The sequence below is a fragment of the Candidatus Paraluminiphilus aquimaris genome (genome assembly GCF_026230195.1).
GTDB classification, from domain to species: Bacteria; Pseudomonadota; Gammaproteobacteria; order Pseudomonadales; family Halieaceae; genus Luminiphilus; species Luminiphilus aquimaris.
Window position 1 is genome coordinate 1,044,103 of record NZ_CP036501.1, and the last position, 16,585, is coordinate 1,060,687.

Annotated in this window: 13 protein-coding genes; 9 read left to right on the forward strand and 4 right to left on the reverse strand. The window is 54.1% G+C overall.

Annotated features, from left to right (window positions below; all coding sequences use genetic code 11):
* Positions 1-142: 142 nt before the first annotated feature.
* The gene (gene uvrA, locus E0F26_RS04900) at positions 143-2,965 is read right to left on the reverse strand and encodes an excinuclease ABC subunit UvrA (protein WP_279242924.1); all 2,823 of its coding nucleotides are present in this window, start codon (positions 2,963-2,965) and stop codon (positions 143-145) included.
* A 191-nt stretch (positions 2,966-3,156) separates the two neighbouring features.
* Between uvrA and E0F26_RS04905 the strand changes: the two genes are divergently transcribed.
* The 4 genes from E0F26_RS04905 to moaB all read left to right on the forward strand — a co-directional run bounded on the left by E0F26_RS04905 (position 3,157) and on the right by moaB (position 6,411).
* A complete protein-coding gene (locus E0F26_RS04905) occupies positions 3,157-4,353 on the forward strand; it encodes an MFS transporter (protein ID WP_279242925.1) in 1,197 nt (398 codons plus the stop codon).
* Between the two features lie 146 nt (positions 4,354-4,499).
* The gene (gene ssb / locus E0F26_RS04910) at positions 4,500-4,973 is read left to right on the forward strand and encodes a single-stranded DNA-binding protein (RefSeq protein WP_279242926.1); all 474 of its coding nucleotides are present in this window, start codon (positions 4,500-4,502) and stop codon (positions 4,971-4,973) included.
* 47 nt (positions 4,974-5,020) lie between these two features.
* Positions 5,021-5,914, forward strand: a complete 894-nt coding sequence (locus tag E0F26_RS04915; RefSeq protein WP_279242927.1) for an SDR family oxidoreductase — start codon at positions 5,021-5,023, stop codon at positions 5,912-5,914.
* Complete coding sequence (moaB, locus tag E0F26_RS04920) at positions 5,911-6,411, forward strand: molybdenum cofactor biosynthesis protein B (RefSeq protein ID WP_279242928.1); 501 nt, start codon at positions 5,911-5,913, stop codon at positions 6,409-6,411. The genes E0F26_RS04915 and moaB overlap by 4 nt, the downstream gene beginning before the upstream one ends.
* Positions 6,412-6,543: 132 nt before the next feature.
* On the opposite strand, the gene fabB is transcribed toward moaB, so the two are convergent.
* Complete coding sequence (gene fabB, locus E0F26_RS04925; RefSeq protein ID WP_279242929.1) at positions 6,544-7,764, reverse strand: beta-ketoacyl-ACP synthase I; 1,221 nt, start codon at positions 7,762-7,764, stop codon at positions 6,544-6,546.
* Positions 7,764-8,297 (reverse strand): 3-hydroxyacyl-[acyl-carrier-protein] dehydratase FabA, encoded by a 534-nt coding sequence (gene fabA, locus E0F26_RS04930; RefSeq protein WP_279242930.1) that lies wholly within the window; start codon positions 8,295-8,297, stop codon positions 7,764-7,766. The genes fabB and fabA overlap by 1 nt, the downstream gene beginning before the upstream one ends.
* Before the next feature lie 203 nt (positions 8,298-8,500).
* Here fabA and E0F26_RS04935 point away from each other — a divergent pair, with 203 nt between their 5' ends.
* The 5 genes from E0F26_RS04935 to E0F26_RS04955 all read left to right on the forward strand — a co-directional run bounded on the left by E0F26_RS04935 (position 8,501) and on the right by E0F26_RS04955 (position 14,816).
* Positions 8,501-9,919, forward strand: a complete 1,419-nt coding sequence (locus tag E0F26_RS04935) for a mannose-1-phosphate guanylyltransferase/mannose-6-phosphate isomerase (protein ID WP_279242931.1) — start codon at positions 8,501-8,503, stop codon at positions 9,917-9,919.
* Between the two features lie 73 nt (positions 9,920-9,992).
* The gene (galU, locus tag E0F26_RS04940; RefSeq protein WP_279242932.1) at positions 9,993-10,823 is read left to right on the forward strand and encodes a UTP--glucose-1-phosphate uridylyltransferase GalU; all 831 of its coding nucleotides are present in this window, start codon (positions 9,993-9,995) and stop codon (positions 10,821-10,823) included.
* Positions 10,824-10,834: 11 nt separating this feature from the next.
* Entirely contained in the window at positions 10,835-12,190 is a 1,356-nt protein-coding gene (locus E0F26_RS04945; RefSeq protein WP_279242933.1) for a phosphohexomutase domain-containing protein, read from the forward strand.
* Positions 12,191-12,395: 205 nt separating this feature from the next.
* A complete protein-coding gene (locus E0F26_RS04950) occupies positions 12,396-13,364 on the forward strand; it encodes an aldo/keto reductase (protein ID WP_279242934.1) in 969 nt (322 codons plus the stop codon).
* Positions 13,365-13,574: 210 nt separating this feature from the next.
* Positions 13,575-14,816 carry an acetyl-CoA C-acetyltransferase gene (locus E0F26_RS04955; protein ID WP_279242935.1) on the forward strand — a complete coding sequence of 414 codons (1,242 nt, stop codon included), beginning with the start codon at positions 13,575-13,577 and terminating at the stop codon, positions 14,814-14,816.
* 153 nt (positions 14,817-14,969) lie between these two features.
* Here the strand turns inward: E0F26_RS04955 and pgi are convergent, their stop codons facing one another.
* On the reverse strand, positions 14,970-16,583 hold the full coding sequence (gene pgi, locus E0F26_RS04960) for a glucose-6-phosphate isomerase (RefSeq protein ID WP_279242936.1): 1,614 nt from the start codon (positions 16,581-16,583) through the stop codon (positions 14,970-14,972).
* Between the last annotated feature and the right edge of the window lie 2 nt (positions 16,584-16,585).

Consider the following 16,585-nt stretch of genomic DNA (forward strand, 5'->3'; position numbering starts at 1 on the left):
GATTCCTGGAAGCGAGCCTGGGTTTTACTCACTCACGCGGACGGCCCTCAACGTAAAGCCCGTCTGTCACTCACTCCTCAGTGAAGTGTGTATCTGACGCGTACAAAAAGCACTAAGACTCCGCCCAATTTACAGAGGCGCCTTAGCTCAGTAGTGGTAAGAGGAATCGCCCCGTGTGTGACTTTTTGTTTTTTGCGACATCTTCTGGTGTTCCCGTCGCAATAATTTCGCCACCACCTGATCCACCCTCTGGGCCGAGGTCAACAATCCAGTCTGCGGTCTTAATGACATCAAGATTGTGCTCGATGATTACCACGGTATTGCCGCCGTCTCTCAGGCGATGCAACACGTCGAGGAGCTGTCTTATGTCCTCAAAGTGCAGTCCCGTGGTGGGTTCATCTAAAATGTAGAGGGTACTGCCCGTATCGCGCTTTGACAGCTCGCGTGACAGCTTGACACGTTGCGCCTCGCCGCCGGAGAGCGTGGTTGCCGCTTGTCCGAGTCGTACATAGCTAAGACCGACGTCCATAAGCGTCTGAAGCTTTCGATGAATCGACGGTACGGGCTCGAAGAATTCGAGTGCGTCTTCAATGGTCATATCGAGCACTTCAGCGATGTTTCGCCCTTTGTACTTAATCTCGAGCGTTTCACGGTTGTAGCGCTTCCCTTTGCAGACATCGCAGGGAACGTAGATATCAGGCAAGAAGTGCATTTCCACTTTGGTCACCCCATCACCTTGGCAGGCCTCGCAGCGTCCTCCTCTCACATTGAAGCTAAATCGGCCGGGCTTATAGCCACGCGAACGCGCTTCCTGTGTGCCCGCAAACAGCTCTCGTACGGGGGTGAAAATGCCTGTGTAGGTCGCTGGGTTTGACCGAGGTGTCCGGCCAATCGGCGACTGGTCTATATCAATACACTTATCGAATTGCTCAAGTCCCTTGCACTCGTCGTGAGGCGCTGCTCGCAAGGTTGTGGCGCCGTTGAGCTCTGTTGCCGCAAGCGGATACAGCGTGCCGTTGATCAAGGTCGACTTTCCAGAACCCGATACACCTGTGACGCAGGTAAGTAGCCCCACGGGTAGGCTAAGCGTGACATCGCGGAGGTTATTTCCCGTTGCGCCCTCGATTACCAGCTCTTTTGTTTTATCAGCTGTTCGACGTTTCTTTGGCACGGTGATTTCGCGTCGCCCCGAGAGGTAGTCACCGGTCAGTGAGTCCTTGGTATCCATGATCGATTGCATAGGGCCTTGGGCAACGACCTTACCGCCATGGACGCCCGCACCGGGACCAATATCAATGACATGGTCGGCAGCGCGAATGGCGTCTTCATCGTGCTCTACGACTAAGACCGTGTTGCCTATATCCCGAAGGTGCGTCAGTGTTCGCAGCAAACGTTCGTTGTCGCGCTGGTGTAGACCGATAGATGGCTCGTCGAGAATATACATAACGCCCACCAAGCCTGCGCCTATTTGGGACGCGAGGCGAATACGCTGGGCCTCTCCTCCTGAGAGGGTTTCTGCGCTCCGGTTGAGCGTTAGATAATTGAGACCCACATCAACCAAAAACTGATAGCGAGCGCGGAGTTCCTTTAGGATTTTATCGGCGATCTCGCCTTGCCGGCCTTCCATTTCGAGCGCCTCGAAATAAGCGTATGCCTCACCCACGGGTAACTCAGTAATGCTAGGTAATGTTCTCTCGTCCACGAAGACACTGCGTGCATCGGCACACAAACGGGTGCCGTGGCACGCCTTGCATGAGGCGGTTGAAACGTATTTCGAAAGCTCCTCTCGGACACCTGAGGATTCAGTGTCACGGTAGCGGCGCTCCATATTAGGAAGAATGCCCTCGAATGCGTGCCGGCGTTTGAACACGGAGCCACGATCATTGATGTACGCGAACTCGAGTTCCTCACCCCGACTGCCGTGCAGGAGAATATCTCGGTGCTCGGGTGCTAGCGCCTCATAAGGTTGATCAATATCAAAACCGTAATGCTTAGCGAGCGAGGTCAAGAGATGAAAGTAGTATACGTTGCGGCGATCCCAACCGCGGATTGCGCCCGCTGCGAGGCTCGCTTCGGGGTGGGCGACCACACGCGCCTCGTCAAAAAATTGGGTCACGCCCAAGCCGTCGCAACTTTCACAGGCGCCTGCGGGGTTGTTGAACGAGAAAAGCTTGGGTTCTAACTCATCGATGGAGTGTCCACACTGAGGACAGGAATAGCGTGCTGAAAAAAGCGTCTCTTTTCCTTCGCCGTCCATTGGGGCGACGCTTGCGAGACCGTCGGTGAGTTCAAGCGCGGTCTCAAAGGATTCTGCTAGGCGAAGCGCGAGATCCTCTCTTACTTTAAAGCGGTCAACGACAACATCAATCCGGTGCTTCTTCTTCTTGTCGAGAGTGGGGACATCGTCAAGGTCACAAACTATTCCGTCAACACGGACCCTGATGAAGCCCGCTGCTCTGGCCTGTTCGAAGACATGTAAGTGCTCACCTTTCCTATCACGCACTAACGGTGCTAGTAACATAAGTCGCTCACCGGTCGGCATTGCCATAACGGTGTCGACCATTTGAGTGACCGTTTGCGCTTTGAGCGAAATGCCGTGTGTTGGGCATCGGGGGTCTCCAACGCGGGCAAAGAGCAGGCGCAGATAGTCATAAATTTCGGTAATGGTACCCACCGTTGAGCGCGGGTTATGGGAGGTTGATTTTTGTTCGATCGAAATGGCGGGTGACAAACCTTCGATATGATCAATATCAGGCTTCTCCATCATCGAAAGGAACTGCCGAGCGTACGTCGATAATGACTCGACGTAACGGCGCTGGCCCTCTGCATACAGGGTGTCGAATGCCAAGGACGATTTACCTGAACCTGAGAGCCCTGTAATCACTACCAATTTATCGCGGGGTATATCGAGGTCGATGTTTTTGAGATTGTGGGTACGCGCGCCGCGAACCTGAATGGTGTCCATACTTCTGGGCTCTCTATACTGTCGTTGATGGCTTTGACAGTCGTGTTGCTCGCCAAGGGCGACGACTCTCAGTTGCCGCTCGATGAATCGGGCAAACCGCATAGTATACGCGTATCGAGTGGACCCAGACTCTGGATCATGTGATTTGTCGCGATCGTGATACTCTACGTTTTTACTCAAGGTTGATATTCGTGACGTCCTTTTCCTCAAGTGAAGCGCGTGCCGTTTCAATGCTGGCGACCCTCTACGTAGTGCGCATGCTGGGATTGTTCATGGTCCTCCCACTGATTGCGATTTACAGCGCCGATCTGGCCGGTGCGACACCTTTTTTACTAGGGCTTGCTGTCGGTGCTTACGGGCTGACACAGGCGAGCCTACAAATTCCTATGGGCTGGTTGTCTGATCGAGTGGATCGCAGAGTCGTCATCATTCTTGGGCTCGCAATGCTTGTGCTGGGGAGTGTGGTTGCCGCGCTGTCGACCAGCATTTGGGGTGTTGTTCTGGGGCGTTTTTTGCAGGGTGCTGGCGCGATAGCTTCCGCCACGATGGCACTGGTTGCGGATTACACACGTGCAGAGCAACGCGCAAAAGCCAGTGCCATTATCGGTGGCAGCATTGCTATCGCATTCGGTATTGCGCTCGTTTTAGGGCCGGCTTTAGCCAGTTTCGGTGGTTTGCAGGCGGTGTTCGCCGCTACCGCTATGCTTGCGCTGCTGGGGATGGTCGTGGTCGCGTTTTTACCCAAGCCTCAACGGTTCTCTCGCGAAGAGCTGAGTTCTGGGTCCGGATTTCAGCGGTCGCGACTCGCTCAAGTGCTGAGCATTCGATCGCTCAATGTGATGTATCTGAGTATTTTCTTTTTACACCTCACCCTTATGGCCGTGTTTGTTGTTGTGCCGACAAGTCTTGAAGTCGAAGCAGGTATTGCGTTGGAACAACACGCCTTTGTTTATTTGGGTGCGCTCTTATGTTCGGTTCCCGGTATCTATTGGTTAGTCCAAGGTCGGCGATACATGACGAGGCCGATGACAAATCTCCTGCGCAGCCTCGGTGTTTTGTTTATTGGTTTGGCACTTTTATCGGCTGGGCAATGGGCGCCGACGCTTATAGGGCTTTGTTTCTTTTTCACAGGTTTTACGGCCCTTGAGGCAATGTTGCCGTCGCTGGCCTCGATTTATGCACCCGAGAGTGCGCGCGGCACCGCGATGGGGGTTTTTGCCTCATCGCAGTTTATCGGTGTTTTCTTCGGCGGTATCTTGGGTGGAGCGCTATTGGGTTCAGTAGGGGCGGTTGGTGTCTGGGCTGGTATGGCCGCTCTGACTGTCGCCTGGGCGGCTCTGTTAAGCCTGTCGCATCTGACGTCACCTGATGCAGTTGAAGTTGCATAAAGAACGCTTGAGATCTCCCTTAGACATCGCTTGGTTGTTATAGTGTGTTCAAGTTGAGTGGGGTCGCGGGCACAGCCTTGGGTTAGGTAGTTGGAAAACCCTGTCTGCATTCGATACGAGCCTGAGAGAGCCTGAAGGAGAAAGAAATGGCCAGTCGCGGAATAAACAAAGTCATCTTGGTGGGTAATTTGGGACAAGAGCCCGAGCACCGTGTTCTACCCTCGGGTGGCGGCGTGACTAATATTAGTATTGCCACATCGGAGTCTTGGAAAGATAAGAACACCGGACAAATGCAAGAGCGTACTGAGTGGCACCGTGTTGTGTTCTTTAATCGCCTAGCGGAGATTGCGTCGGAATATCTGCGAAAAGGCTCAAAAGTCTACGTCGAAGGTTCGCTGCGTACGCGCAAATGGCAGGATCAGTCCGGCCAGGACCGCTATACCACTGAAATCGTGTGCAACGAGATGCAGATGCTCGACAGTCGAAATATGTCTCAGGATGGTGGTGGCTATGCGCCCAGTCCTGCGCCCATGGCTCAGGCCGCGCCTGCGGACAACTATGCGGCGCCCGCGCCAACATCTCAGCCGGCCGACTTCCCAGAGGACGATATTCCGTTCTAAATGAATGTGGGCCCTCACCAAGACTGTAGCTAAGGTGGCTTAATAGCATGCGCGTGCTCGTTCTGGGTAATGACACGCCTGTGGGGTATTCCCTGAGTGCGTTTGCCAATCCGTTGCGGCGGCATGAGCTACTCGGTGTCAGTCTCGATAAAACGCGGTGGGGTAGAGAGCGTCAGGTTCGCAGGCTTATCAGAGACGCCGCGCCTGATGTTGTACTCGACACGCGGATTGTGACGCAGATCGATTCCTCCGATCGCATAGGGCAGCGCGATGTCCAGCGAAGTGCGTGGCTAGCCCAGGCCTGCGAGCGCGTCGGAGCGAGCTATTTATACTTATCCAGCGCCTTTGTGTTCTCCGGGACCATGACGCGGCCCTACCTTGAAAAAGACACGCCCGATGTTGAATCGGGGGTGGGTCGTGCGCTGCTCGAAGTTGAGGAAACGCTGACCTCGCACCTAGAAGACGTTTTAATTTTGCGCTTGGGACGTCTCTTTGCTGGGCGACGGCCCAATGCGCTCTGCACGGCGCTCGATACGTTGCGTCGTGGACAGGGCGTTCAAGTGTCAGACAGATTACAAGGTAATCCAGTGCACGTAGGCGAGGTCGCTCGTGTTTGTATGGCCATACTTGACCAGATGAGTGCCGGTGCGCCCCGACATGGCGTATTTCATTATTGCAGTTTGGGGGAGACCGGTTATCTCGACTTTGCCGAGGCCACCATGGCTTGTGCCTCGCAGTACGAGCCTTTCGTGGATGCTCGAGACCTACTCGAGGATTTAACGGACGAGACTCAGCCTATGGTTAACTACACGCTCGATTGCAGCAAAATCCGACGTGAGTTTGGTATCCAGCAGTTACCCTGGCGCAACTTTGTTGATCGCGCTGTGACGCGTTATCTAGAATTGTACGTTTCAGGTGAGGGAGTCATCGAGAAAACATGAGTGGCACATTAAACGTAGCTGTTTTGACCGTCAGCGATACGCGAACCCGCGATACCGACACATCAGGTCAATTTTTAGAAGACGCACTGCTTGAAGCGGGTCACAACCTCGCTGATCGGACCATCGTAATCGATGATATTTATCGCATAAGGGCGGTTCTCTCAGCATGGATAGCTGATCCCGATATGCATTCAGTCCTCGTTACCGGAGGCACAGGTTTTTCAGGGCGTGATTCGACCCCAGAGGCTGTACTGCCGTTGTTTGATAAAACCATCGAGGGTTTTGGCGAGGTTTTTCGGGCCTTAAGTTTCGAGGAAATTGGGTCCTCGACGGTTCAATCTCGCGCGCTCGCAGGCCTTGCGAATCGCACGGCTATTTTTTGTATGCCCGGATCAACCGGTGCCTGTAAAACGGCGTGGAATGGCCTCATTAGAGATCAGCTCGATATCGACCATCGCCCTTGCAATTTCGTGAAGGTACTTAAGGGCGAGAGTTAATTGGGACGAGCGGGCCTTGCGCTTAGCTGACTTATTTGGCTGGAACATTCGAAGGCTGCAAAACGCGAAACGCTCTCATTCGAGGGCGTTTTTATTTGTTGGTAACGCGAGGCTAGCGCGAAAAAACGGGGCTCAGTCTTCGAAGCGCTGGAATATGAGCGTTGCGTTGGTGCCACCAAAGCCAAAGCTATTCGACATAACGCGGTTGAGCGTAACTCCGTCTCTCGCACCGGTCACCACGTCCATACCCTCAGCACCCTCGTCGAGCGTTTCGACGTTTGCAGAGGCGGCGATGAAGTCATTTTCCATCATCAAGAGCGAGTAGATGGCTTCTTGTACACCGGCTGCCCCCAACGAATGTCCCGATAGCGACTTAGTAGAGGCAATGGCGGGTGTGCTGTCACCGAAGACTTCCCGGACCGCTTTGAGCTCCTGAATATCGCCCGCAGGGGTGCTCGTTCCGTGGGCGTTGATGTAGTCGATATCACCCTCAACGGTTGCCATTGCTTGTTGCATGCATCTCACCGCGCCTTCACCCGACGGAGCGACCATATCGTGGCCATCTGACGTGGCGCCATAGCCCACGACTTCCGCGTATATTTTGGCACCGCGGGCTTGCGCGTGTTCGAGTGACTCAAGCACCAACATGCCGCCCCCGCCTGCAATCACAAACCCGTCACGGTCCGCATCGTATGCACGCGACGCACGCTCAGGGGTCTCGTTGTATTTTGTCGACAACGCACCCATGGCATCGAATAAGCAGCTGAGTGACCAGTCAAGCTCCTCACCCCCACCGGCAAACACGACATCCTGCTTACCAAGTTGTATCTGTTCCATGGCGTTACCAATACAGTGTGCACTGGTAGAGCAGGCTGAGGATATTGAGTAGTTCACGCCCTTGATCTGAAAGGGTGTGGCTAAGCATGCGGAAACGGTACTGCCCATGGTTTGGGTGACCCGGTAAGGCCCCACCCGACGCAATCCACGATCGCGCAGTATATCAGCGGCCTCAACTTGGCTAGCGCTCGATGCGCCACCAGAGCCCGCAATGATGCCGGTCCGCACGTTGGACACTTGTTCTGGTGCTAGCCCTGAGTCTGCTATCGCCTGTTCCATGCTCAAAAACGCATAACCCGCAGCGTCGCCCATGAAGCGCCACTGCTTTCGATCGATATGTTCTGCAAGGTCAATGTTGGGCTGGCCAGAAACCCAGGAGCGCATGCCAATCTCTTCTTGCGCCGGATTATGACTGATACCGGATTTACCTTGTTTGAGTGAGGACGTTACCTCTTCTGCATTGTTACCCAGACTTGAGACGATGCCTAAGCCGGTAACGACAACACGTTTTGTCATTAGAAATTTTCCGTGGATTGGAACAAGCCGACACGTAGGTCGGTCGCGGTGTAAATCTCTCGGCCATCAACAGAGACAGAGCCATCGGCGATTCCCATGACTAATTTCCGTTCGATGACGCGTTTCATTTCAATTTTGTAGGTGACCAACTTACTACTGGGCAGGATTTGCCCCGTGAATTTCACTTCCCCTGAGCCCAGTGCACGTCCGCGCCCTGGGTTGCCGCGCCAGCCCAAGAAAAAGCCCACGAGCTGCCACATAGCATCGAGCCCAAGGCAGCCTGGCATGACGGGATCACCGGGGAAGTGACAGTCGAAGAACCAAAGGTCCTTATGTATGTCGAGCTCCGCCAGGATTATGCCCTTACCTGCTTTGCCACCGTCGCTATTGATTTCAGTGATGCGATCGAGCATCAACATATTATCAATCGGTAACTTGGCGTTGCCGGGTCCGAATAGGTCACCCATGCCGCAGGCGACAAGTTCGTCTTTGGCGTAGGTATTTTGGGGGGTAAATACAAATTCTTCTGTCATGCGCGTAGGGTACCTCGCTGGCTTGTGACTTGCACTTGCTTTCCAAGCGCGAAGTGGAGGATGTCACAATTGAAACCTTGCAGTAAAAAAAACTTACTATGCGGCATGAGACAGTCGCGCTGACAAATTTGTCACGTAGAGTCTGCGTCTCAGACGTCGTATGCTCCGTGCAAACGTCCGCGTGAACCGTATCTGAGGAGTTTATGAGACCCATCACACCCGTTTTACTCTGTGGGGGTGTAGGCAGCCGACTTTGGCCAGTCTCCCGTAAGGGTCGCCCCAAGCAGTATCTCAATCTGATGGGCGATCAATCGATGCTCCAGCAAACGCTAGCCCGTCTCGAAGGCCTCCAGCAAACGCAGCCTATTGTGGTTTGTAACGATGAGCATCGTTTTTTGGTGGCTGAGCAGTTGCGTCAACTGGGTGTAAAGAGAGCAACGATCATATTGGAGCCCGAGGGTAAAAATACAGCACCCGCGATAGCCTTGGCTGCGCACGCGGCGACCCTAACCGAGCAAGAATCACTACTTCTGGTGCTACCTGCCGATCATTTCATTGGACAGCCCGAGGATTTAAAGGAGGCGGTAAGGACTGCTGTTGAGGTGGCGACCAACGACAAACTAGTGACGTTTGGTTTGATTCCCTCGCGGCCCGAAACCGGTTACGGCTACATTAAACGTGGCGATTCCATTTCAGAGCGCGCCGCGGTCCTCGAGCGCTTTGTTGAAAAGCCCGATTTTGAGACAGCCAAGGGTTATGTCGCCTCTGGCGATTATGTTTGGAACAGCGGCATGTTTATGTTTTCGGCGAGTACCTATTTAAAGGCACTGACATCGAGCCAGCCTGAAATGGCCAAAGCCTGCAGCGATGCCATGGGCGCGGCTGAGCGTGACCTAGACTTTGTGCGCCCGAATGCGGATATGTTTGCAAAGAGCCCGGCGGACAGTATCGATTATGCGGTGATGGAGCACACCACCGAGGGTGCGGTCATCTCGCTTGACTGTGACTGGAGTGATATTGGTGCCTGGTCTGCCCTCTGGGAGACGGGATTAAAGGATGCCTCCGGCAACGTGACCGAGGGCGATGTGGTGCTCGATAATACAGTGAACAGCTACGTTCGCAGTCAGTCACGATTAGTCACGACGAGCGGCGTCAAAGACTTGGTCGTGGTTGAGACAGCGGATGCTGTCATGGTGGCTGATAGGCACTCGGTGCAGGACGTTAAGCATATCGTCACAAGGCTACAGTCTGAAAATCGAGCTGAGGCGCAGACGCATCACCAAGTGTTTCGTCCTTGGGGCTCCTATGAGTTATTGGTTTCTGGTGACGGGTTTCAGGTAAAGCGCATTGTCGTTAAGCCAGGTGGGCGGCTATCGCTGCAAAAGCATCAGCACCGGGCAGAGCATTGGGTCGTGGTTCGCGGGACTGCGGAGGTGGTAAATGGCGACGAAACCATGATCCTGACTGAGGATCAGTCTACGTATATCCCTATCGGCGCCAAACATCGACTTAGTAATCCCACTCAAGATCCGCTAGAACTCATAGAAGTTCAGTCGGGTAGCTATCTCGGTGAAGACGATATTGTGCGCTTCGAAGACATCTACGGACGCTCTCGAGACTAAAAATTTTTGACCGAAAAACAGCAAGATTGAATGGGCCAAGAGGCCGTAAATTGGGACATGAAGAGGACCAAAAATGATTGAAAAGTGTTTATTCCCCGTTGCGGGTTATGGGACGCGATTCCTGCCGGCAACAAAAAGTACAGCCAAAGAAATGCTGCCCATCGTTAACAAACCGCTGTTGCAGTACGGTGTTGAAGAAGCGTTGGCGGCGGGGATGAATAACTGTGCCTTCGTAACGGGACGCGGCAAGCGTGCTATTGCCGATCACTTCGATATCTCCTATGAGCTCGAGCATCAGATTTCCGGCACGTCTAAGGAGAAATATCTCCAGGGTATCCGCGGTGTTATTGACCAAGGCATTTTTACTATGGTCCGCCAGCGTGAAATGAAGGGCTTGGGGCATGCCATCCTCACCGGTGAACCGCTGATTGGTGATCAGGCGTTCGGCGTACTGTTGGCCGATGACCTTTGCATGAACCAAGAGGGTGCGGGTGTCCTGCAGCAGATGTCTGAGCTGTATAACCAGTTCCGCTGCTCGATTGTGGCCGTTATGGAAGTGCCGGATGACCAAATAAGTGCCTACGGCGTCATTGCGGGTGAAGCGATGGGCGATGGCTTGTATCGAGTCGATAAAATGGTCGAAAAACCGGCTGCAGAGGAAGCTCCCTCTAATTTAGCCGTCATTGGGCGTTATATACTCACGCCCGATATTTTTGACATCATTCGTACTACACCGCCCGGGCGCAATGGTGAGGTGCAAATTACCGATGCGCTTCAGGCGCAGGCGCAAAACGGCTGTGTTATCGCCTACAAGTTTAAGGGGCGGCGTTTTGATTGCGGCAGTGTCCCAGGCTTTGTCGAAGCGACGAACTTCGTCTACGAAAACATCTATTACGACCTTTAAGGAAATTACCTGTGTCTGAACCGATCCGCTGTTTTAAGTCCTATGATGTACGGGGCCGCATCCCCGATGAGCTCAATGAGGATATTGCACGGCGAATAGGGCGGGGGTACGCAGAGGTTATCAAGCCAGGCACGGTTGTTGTTGGGCATGATATTCGTCTGACTTCCGAGTCCATCAAGGCGGCGCTGGTCGATGGATTGCGTGAGCAAGGTGTGGATGTTGTCGATATTGGGCAGTGCGGCACCGAGGAAATTTACTTCGCAACCTCTCACTTGAAGGTCGGTGGTGGTATCTGCGTGACGGCCAGTCACAACCCGAAAGACTATAACGGCATGAAATTTGTGCGTGCAGAGTCAAAACCTATTTCAGGTGACTCCGGGTTAAAGGAGATTCAGGCTAAGGCAGAAGCGGACGATTTTGTATCCGCGGCCACAAGGGGAGGCTATGAGTCTGTCGATACCAGCGTGGCGTACGTTGATCACCTTCTCAGTTATGTGGACCTAACCGCGCTTAAGCCACTTAAAATTGTTTGCACGGCCGGCAACGGTGGCGCAGGTCGCGTGGTGGATTTACTCGAGCCTCATTTACCCTTTGAGTTTATAAAGCTTCACCACGAGGCCGATGGTCATTTCCCCAATGGCGTACCCAACCCCATGCTTGAGGAAAATCGTGTTGCGTCGGCGGCGTTAGTTCGTGAGTCAGGTGCCGATCTCGGTATTGCCTGGGACGGTGATTTCGATCGCTGCTTTTTTTACGACGATACCGGGGAATTTATCGAGGGCTATTACGTTGTTGGACTCCTCGCATCTGCCTTCCTAGCAAAAGGTCACGATCAAATCGTGGTGCACGACCCGAGGCTTACTTGGAATACGATTGATGTTGCGCAGTCGGTGGGTGGTTCGGCGCAGCAAAGTAAAACGGGCCATGCCTTTATCAAGGAAACTATGCGTCGAGTCGATGCAGTTTACGGCGGTGAGATGAGCGCCCACCACTATTTCCGTGATTTTGCCTACTGCGACAGCGGCATGATCCCATGGTTACTCGTGGCCGAAATTATGTCGACAACGGGCAAAACGCTTGCATCCCTAGTGGAGGAGCGTACGAAGGCGTTCCCGTGTTCGGGTGAAATCAACCGCACGGTTTCTGATGCGCAGGCGCTTATTGCCCAGGTCGAGGGTTTATATGCGCAGGGCGCCAAGACCATTGAGCACATGGACGGATTGAGCCTCAGCTATGACGACTGGCGTTTTAATTTGCGCATGTCGAATACCGAGCCCGTCGTTCGTCTCAATGTAGAGAGCCGAGGTGATGAAGCCCTGATGCGCTCCAAAACTCAGGAGCTGTTGGCGATCATCGACGTCGCATAGCGTTTGAAACGGCGGAGTACCTCAAGGATCCCGCGTGGGTTGTCTCACCCGCCCCTGTGAGTTGGATCGCCCACAGACTTCATTGCAGAAATCATTATTTAAACTGGCAGGTCCCAAAACCGTGCGTAAATTGACGTGCGGTTGCTACCCACCTAGGGTGTCTTGAGAAGTTAAAGCCCAGCTTTTTTGTGGAGAGACACCTGTTATGGAAATGAGACCGTTTAAGCCTTTTGGCGCCGTGAGTGCTTTGACCCTTGGCGGCGGGGGCCTGGGGCAAATTTGGGGTCAAACATCGCGAGAAGAAGCGGTTGCGACTGCCCGTATGGCTGTTGATTGCGGTATCACGCATTTTGATATGGCGCCTATGTATGGCCGCGGTGAGGCCGAGAGGGTGATTGGTGAGGCCTTTAAAGGTGCGGATACGTCGAGGTTTCACTTCACGACGAAATACCGATTGGGCCACGTCGACCACGCCATTACCTACGATAAATTGAACGCGTCGCTCACACGATCACTTGCGACCATGGGAATCGAACGCGCCGATCTCTTTTTCTTGCACTCGCAGTTGATTGAAGACGGACACGTGCTTTATCAGCTTGATGAGCATCGTGATCGATTGGCAACGCCTCGAAGCTATTTCTTTGAGTCAGTGATTCCCGCTTTTGAGCAGCTGCAAAAGGAAGGAAAAATTGGCGGCTGGGGATTCGCTTTGGGGCAGGAGTCGGCTCTGGAAGCCGTGATCGCCAGTGACACGCCACCCAGCGCCGTACAATGTGTGGTTAATCCGCTCAACTCCGCGGGCAATATTGCCTATACCACTGAGACCTTCGATGGCCGAAAAATATTGGAGGCGTGCAAACAGCACCATGTGCCTACACTCGCTATTCGTGCCGTTCAAGCAGGCGCGCTGACCTCGGCCATGGATCGCGAGCTGCCCGCTGATGATGCTGATCAGCGTGATTTCGATCGGGCCGGTGGGTTTCGGCAACTCGCGTCCGAGTGGGGGGAGACGCCTGCGAGGTTGGCGCATCGATACGCGCTTTCCATCGAGGGACCAAGCTCAGTGATATTGGGGGTTAAAAACCGCGAGGAGTTAAGCGAGTGCGTCGAGGCGGAGCGCACCCCTCGGCTGACCGACAGCCAATGTAAGCAAATCGAAGCGGCTTGCGCTTGACCACGCTTTTTCTTAACTGAGCCTGCACTTGACCGAACTCGCACTTGACCGAAATAGTCGCTGCGATTAGCGTTGCACAAGCATTGAGAGAGCTTCGCCACCGAGGGCCGTGCGCGCACGCCTCTGCACTCAGAAAATATAAAAACGAACGTAACTATCGACACAAAAAGGCATTTGGTGCCTGAATCACTCACCACTGGGAGAATCATCATGGGTCATGCATATATCGTAGACGCTTGCCGCACACCGCGCGGAATCGGAAAAGTCGGGAAGGGCGCGCTTGCACACCTTCACCCCTCGTACCTTGGATCAACTGTCCTTGCGGCGCTTGCTGAGCGCAATAACCTTAATACGGGTGAGGTTGATGACATCATTTGGGGCACGTCCTCGCAAAGTGGAAAGCAAGGCGGCGACCTTGGACGTATGGCGGCTCTCAACGCAGGTTACGACGTCCGATCTTCAGGCGTCACATTGGATCGGTTTTGTGGCTCGGGCATCACCACCGTCAACTTAGCTGCGGCGCAAGTGATGTCGGGGATGGAAGATCTCGTTGTTGCCGGTGGTACTGAGATGATGAGCTACCACTCACAGATTGGCGACCCTAGCACGCCTCCCATGATTGACTCGGGAAACCTTCACCTTCGTGCCATGCACCCGCAGTCGCAGCAAGGCGTTTGTGCCGATGCGATCGCAACGCTTGAGGGCATTGATCGCGATGCAGTCGATGATCTTGCACTGGTAAGTCAGGCGCGCGCAGCAAGAGCCATATCTGAGGGGCGTTTCGATAAGTCGCTCATCACCGTAAAAAATCCTGACGGCTCGGTGGCACTCGATCACGAAGAATTTCCCCGCCCACAGACAACGAAGGAAGGGCTCTCCGAGTTAAAGACGGTGTTCAGCGTGGTGCGCGATGTGCCGGTTGACGAGCAGGGCACCACTTACGGTGCGCTCATTCTTCAGAAGTACCCGGAAATTACCGAGTTCAACCATATCCACCACGCCGGTAACTCGTCGGGTGTTGTGGACGGTGCAGCTGCGCTATTACTCGCCTCTGAGTCCTATATGGAAAAAACCGGTATGTCACCGCGTGCGCGTATTGTCGCGACTGCCAACATGGGTGATTGCCCAACGCTGATGCTCAACGCACCTGTACCAGCTGCAGAAAAAGTGTTGATGAAAGCAGGTCTCACAAAAGACGATATCGACGTTTGGGAGATTAATGAGGCGTTTTCTGTGGTTGCAGAGCGCTTTATCCGTTGCCTCGGCTTGGACCGAGAGAAGGTCAACATCAACGGTGGCGCTATGGCGCTTGGTCACCCCATCGGTGCGACCGGTTCAATTTTGGTTGGTACAGCGCTCGACGAACTCGAGCGACAAGGTGGCCGTTATGCCCTGATCACCATGTGTGCTGCCGGCGGTATGGCGCCTGCGATCATAATTGAGCGCGTCTGAAGATTACGGTTCGCTGCATTCGCGAGAGAGTTAGCCGACACTGTTGTTGAACACTCAGCGGATGACGCCTTTGATAGAAAAAGCCCGGCATAGGCCGGGCTTTTTCGTTTGGGGCAGTGTTACTGGGCTTCAGGGCCGCCTTGGCCTAATTATTTAGTCGTCAGTATTGGCCCCACGCCATGCGGTAGCGAGCGTCGCCGTGGAGGCGTCGAGCTCGCCTAGAGCCTCACCTGTTTCCAGGGTGCTGCGAATTTGCTTTCCAATGACCTTACCCAGTTCAACACCCCACTGATCAAACGCATTAAGTCCCATCAATGCCGATAGAAAATACGTCTTGTGCTCGTAGGCTGCGACCAGTGCACCAAGGGTTGCTGGCGTAACCGACTCCATCACGATCGTACTGTGCGGGTGGTTGCCCGACATCTCGAAGTGAGGTGCCAATTCGGGCGCTAAGCCCTTAGCGGCCGCAAGGGTTTTGGATTCTTGTGGCGTACGCCCAATAAGGAACGCCCGGCTCTGGGCAAGCGCATTCGCCGCGAGCTTACGGTGCGCGTCGAGGTCAACGTTGCCGTTTGTCAGCGGGAAAATAATATCGGCTGAAAATGCGCGGTTTCCTTGGTGAAGCAATTGATAGTAGGAGTGCTGACCAATGGTTCCCGCAGAGCCCCAAAGCACGGGCGCTGTCGCATCGGTAATGGGCGCTCCTGTAAGCGTTACACGCTTTCCGTTACTTTCCATGGTGAGCTGTTGTAGAAAATCTGCGAGGTATTCCATGCGTTGTGAGTAGGGGAGCACAACATGTGTTTCTGTGTTCAAAAAACGTGTATTCCAGAGCTCGAGAAGCGCCATCATCATCGGTAAGTTTTGATCAGGTGGTGTTTCTCGCGTGTGTTCATCCAGGGCTTTTGCCCCGTCGAGTAGCTCTGCGAAAACCTGCCAGCCGTATCCGAGTGCAATGACAAGGCCAATGGCTGACCAAACAGAATAACGACCGCCCACCCAGTCCCACATTGGGAAGCAGGCGGTTTCACTGATGCCAAACGTCGCCGCGGCGTCGAGATTGGTTGTAACAGCCAGAACATGTTGCCCAATATTGGCCTCTGCTACGCCGCCTGCTACGAGCCACGCGCGGGCGCGCTGTGCGTTTGTCAGTGTCTCCTCGGTCGTGAATGTTTTCGAGCAGATAATGAGCAGCGTCGTCGCTGGATCGAGGTCCCGTGTAACGACATCGAGATCGTGCGGATCAACATTTGAAATGAAGTGACTGCGAAGCCTCGGAGTGTCGGTATCGAGCGCTCTACAGATCATGCGCGGCCCCAAGTCAGAGCCACCGATCCCTATATTGATAACGTCGGTGAATACTTGCCCAGAGGCGCCCGTGTGGGTGCCGCTGTGAATATTCTCTACCGCGCATTGCATGCGTGAAAGCGTCTCGCTGACCTCATTGTAGAGGTCGGGGCACTCCGCTGCTGCGGTTCCACGGAGCAGGGTGTGCAGAGCCGCGCGCTGCTCAGTAATGTTGACTTCGACCCCGGTTACTAAACGCTCAAATGCGTCGGGCAATCCTGCGTTAGTGGCCGCGCTCACCAAATCGCGGCATGCGGCGCGATCTATTTTTTGTTTTGAGGCATCAAGACTTAGCCCCGCTGCCCTAAAGGTCAGCTCACTCACACGGTTTGCTTCGTTTGAAAGCAGGTCAGAAATAGATACGTCACGTAGGCGCGACGCCTGTGTGCTCAAGGTGTCGGCATCACTGCTTTTCAGCATCG

Coding starts and splice junctions, on each gene's coding strand:
- E0F26_RS04955 (WP_279242935.1), top strand. CDS start 13,575: ATGGGTCATGCATATATCGTAGACGCTTGCCGCACACCGCGCGGAATC.
- uvrA (WP_279242924.1), bottom strand. CDS start 2,965: ATGGACACCATTCAGGTTCGCGGCGCGCGTACCCACAATCTCAAAAAC.
- E0F26_RS04915 (WP_279242927.1), top strand. CDS start 5,021: ATGCGCGTGCTCGTTCTGGGTAATGACACGCCTGTGGGGTATTCCCTG.
- galU (WP_279242932.1), top strand. CDS start 9,993: ATGATTGAAAAGTGTTTATTCCCCGTTGCGGGTTATGGGACGCGATTC.
- ssb (WP_279242926.1), top strand. CDS start 4,500: ATGGCCAGTCGCGGAATAAACAAAGTCATCTTGGTGGGTAATTTGGGA.
- fabB (WP_279242929.1), bottom strand. CDS start 7,764: ATGACAAAACGTGTTGTCGTTACCGGCTTAGGCATCGTCTCAAGTCTG.
- E0F26_RS04935 (WP_279242931.1), top strand. CDS start 8,501: ATGAGACCCATCACACCCGTTTTACTCTGTGGGGGTGTAGGCAGCCGA.
- E0F26_RS04950 (WP_279242934.1), top strand. CDS start 12,396: ATGGAAATGAGACCGTTTAAGCCTTTTGGCGCCGTGAGTGCTTTGACC.
- fabA (WP_279242930.1), bottom strand. CDS start 8,297: ATGACAGAAGAATTTGTATTTACCCCCCAAAATACCTACGCCAAAGAC.
- moaB (WP_279242928.1), top strand. CDS start 5,911: ATGAGTGGCACATTAAACGTAGCTGTTTTGACCGTCAGCGATACGCGA.
- pgi (WP_279242936.1), bottom strand. CDS start 16,583: ATGCTGAAAAGCAGTGATGCCGACACCTTGAGCACACAGGCGTCGCGC.